The sequence below is a fragment of the Micromonospora sp. D75 genome (assembly GCF_018070405.1).
Classification (GTDB): Bacteria; Actinomycetota; Actinomycetes; order Mycobacteriales; family Micromonosporaceae; genus Micromonospora; species Micromonospora chalcea.
Map to the genome: position 1 here is coordinate 1 of NZ_JAGPXV010000684.1, position 2,975 is coordinate 2,975.

A 2,975-nucleotide genomic window follows, 5' to 3' on the forward strand; every position below is an offset into this window, starting at 1 on the left:
GCGACGAGAAGGTGCCCTTCCTCGACGACGGCGTCGAGGGCGAGCTGAGCCGCAAGCGCTCCTGGTGGACCGAGCCGGGCGCCTGGGCGGTCTGGACGGGCTGACCTCGGTCGATCCCCGTCCGGCTCGCGCCGCTGGCCGTACCGCCTATCCTCGGCGGAAGGAATGGGGAGGAACCGTGGTGCACGACAACGACGACCGGGCCCACGTGCCGGGTCGAGGGCAGGTGCCGGAGCGGGACGTCGAGCCGCTCTGGCCGCCGGAGGAGAACGACGGCGTGGTCACCGCCCCGCCCTGGGCGGCCGTGCCCTGGCCGCTTCCGCCGGCCGACGCCCCCACGCCGTCGACGTCGGACGTCCCGGGGCCACCGGCGCCCGCGGTCGACCTGGACCTGCCGTTCACGCTCGACCAGCCGCCTCCCGGCGCGACGCCGGCCCAGCCGGGCTCACCGGTCACGGCCGCCACGCCTCCCGCGTCGCAGGCAGCGCCCGGCCCGGATCCGGCCGCCGCATATCCCTCGTTGCAGGGCGCGCCCGCTCCCGATCCGGCCGCCACGCGGACACTGCCGGACCCAGCTGACACGCAGACGGCAGCCGACCCGGAGGACACGCGGACAACGGCGCGCTCGGCCGACGCGCGGGCATCGGCCGACGCGGACGGCGAGGGTGCCGGCAACGGCCGGGCCGCGTCGCCGTGGGCCCAGCCGCCGCAGCGGGCCACTGCCGACTCCGCACCGGACCTCGTTCCCGCTGACAGCGACACGCCGGGGTCCGGCACCGACCCGGCGCGGGCCGTCCACGCCGACGGCGCCGTCTCCGGCCGGGCCTCGGTCGCCGGCACTGCGCTCCCGCCGCCCGACACCGCCCCGGTGACCGGCCGGGCGCAGGTCACCGGAGCGTCGTCGCCGGGCACGGGTGAGCCGGCGCCGGAGCCGCCGCGTCTCGGGCCGTTCCCACCGTCGCCGGGCGTGCCGGCGCCGCCGTCGCCCTACGGCAACGGCTACCCGCAGGCCGGCTATCCCCAGGCCGGCTACCCACAGGCCGGCTACCAGCCGCAACCCGGCCAGCCCGGCTGGTACCCGCCGCCCGGCTGGACGCCACAGCCCGGCCCGGCCCATACCGGCCCGGCGCAGGCCAGTCCGGCGCAAGCCAGTCCGGCGCAGGCCGGACCGACGCAGGCAGTCGCGGCGCACAACGGCCCAGCGCACAACGGCCCAGCGCAGACCGGGCCGGCGCAGACCGGCGCCCCGGTGCCACCGCACGTGCCCGCCCCGCCGGTGTCCGGTCCGGCCGCGCCCCAGCCACCACAGCAGCCGGCGTACCCGGAGCAGGGCTGGACGCCGCAGCAGGCGGTACCCCCGACCGCCGAGGACTTCGCCCGCCGCCGCCAGGCCCGGCCGGTCGACCCGGTGGCCACCATGGGCGTACGCGCGGTGGTCAACAAGATCGGGCTGGTCCGGCTCGCGCCCGGGCGGCACGAGCAGGAGGTGAAGCGCGACATCGAGATGGTCCGCCGCAACTTCGGCGGGCTGCGCCAGGTGACTGTGGTCAACCCGAAGGGCGGCGCCGGCAAGACGGTGGCGATCCTGCTGCTCGCCATGACGTTCGGCCAGAAGCGCGGCGGATACGTGCTGGCCTGGGACAACAACGAGACCCAGGGCACCCTCGGCATGCGGGCGCAGCAGGACTTCCACGCCCGTACGGTGCGCGACATGCTGCGCGACCTGGCGCAGTTCCAGGGGCCGCACGGCCGGGTCGGCGATCTGTCGCAGTACGTCCGCTCGCAGGGCGAGGGCATGTTCGACGTGCTCGCCTCGGACGAGTCGGCGACCGGCGGCGAGATGCTCACCGCCGCCGCGTTCGCGGAGATCCGCGAGGTGGTCAGCCGCTTCTACAAGCTGATCTTCGTGGACACCGGGAACAACGTCCGGGCGCAGAACTGGCAGGCCGCGATGGACGCCACCGACCAGCTCGTGGTGACCATGTCGGCCCGGAACGACTCGGCCGAGACCGCCGCCCGGATGCTCGACCACCTGGAGCAGAGCGGCCGGCAGCGGCTGGTCCGGCAGGCGGTGACAGTGGTGTCGATGCCGCCGTCGCGCAAGGAGATCGACCTGCCCGCGATCCAGGCCCACTTCGCGGCGCGGACCCGGGCGGTGCTGCTGGCGCCGTACGAGCGGCTCATCGACACCGGCGAGCCGCTGCGGTACGGGCAGCTCTCCTCCGCCACCCGGGACGCCTGGCTGAAGATCGCCGCGTCGGTGGCGGAAGGGCTGTAGGACGGGCGCGACGGCCGGTACCCGGGTGGGGACCGGCCGTCGCGGCAGTGGTCAGTCGCCGGAGAGCGCGTCTCCGGCGGCCGGGTCGCAGTCACGGAGGAACTGGGCGCACCGGGCCGCCTCGTCCGCCTCGCCGATCTCGCCCGCCGCGCGGGACAGCACGTAGAGGCAGCGCAGGAAGCCCTGGTTGGGCGCGTGCGACCAGGGCACCGGGCCGTGGCCCTTCCAGCCGCTGCGGCGCAGCTGGTCGAGGCCCCGGTGGTAGCCGGTGCGGGCGTACGCGTACGCCGTGACGACCTGGCCCGCGGCGAGCGCGCGGCCGGCCAGCGCGGCCCAGGCCGCACTGTAGGTCGGGAAGCGGGCCGCGACCTCGGCGTACGCCTCGTCGGTGCCCTGCTCGGCCGCCGCCGCCAGCGCGGCGTCGGCCTCCTCGTGGGCCGGGAGCAGGGTGGCCGGTGGCTCAGGCAACAGGTTCTGCATCGCCCCATTCAACCCGCTTCGCCATCGGGTACGCGAGGGGCCTCGCCCGTACGGTTGGCTGAACGGCTGAGGGTTTCGTCACGCCTGCGGCGGGAGCACACGTACCCGCGGCCCATGCCGCCGACGTGGTTCTTGCACTACAAATACAGATCCGGAGCCTCCCCAGGACCCGGTTACGCAGGAGCCCGGCGGCGTGCCCGCCGGGCTCCTGTCGTTC

The 2,975-nt window shown here is 75.8% G+C and carries 2 protein-coding genes; one reads left to right on the forward strand and one right to left on the reverse strand.

Annotation, left to right across the window (positions count from 1 at the left end; translation table 11 throughout):
- Window positions 1-178: 178 nt before the first annotated feature.
- Window positions 179-2,278, forward strand: coding sequence for a chromosome partitioning protein (locus KBX39_RS27625; RefSeq protein WP_210873294.1), 2,100 nt, complete (start codon window positions 179-181; stop codon window positions 2,276-2,278).
- Window positions 2,279-2,329: 51 nt separating this feature from the next.
- On the opposite strand, the gene KBX39_RS27630 is transcribed toward KBX39_RS27625, so the two are convergent.
- Window positions 2,330-2,758 (reverse strand): DUF3151 domain-containing protein, encoded by a 429-nt coding sequence (locus tag KBX39_RS27630; RefSeq protein WP_043327556.1) that lies wholly within the window; start codon window positions 2,756-2,758, stop codon window positions 2,330-2,332.
- Window positions 2,759-2,975 lie beyond the last annotated feature (217 nt).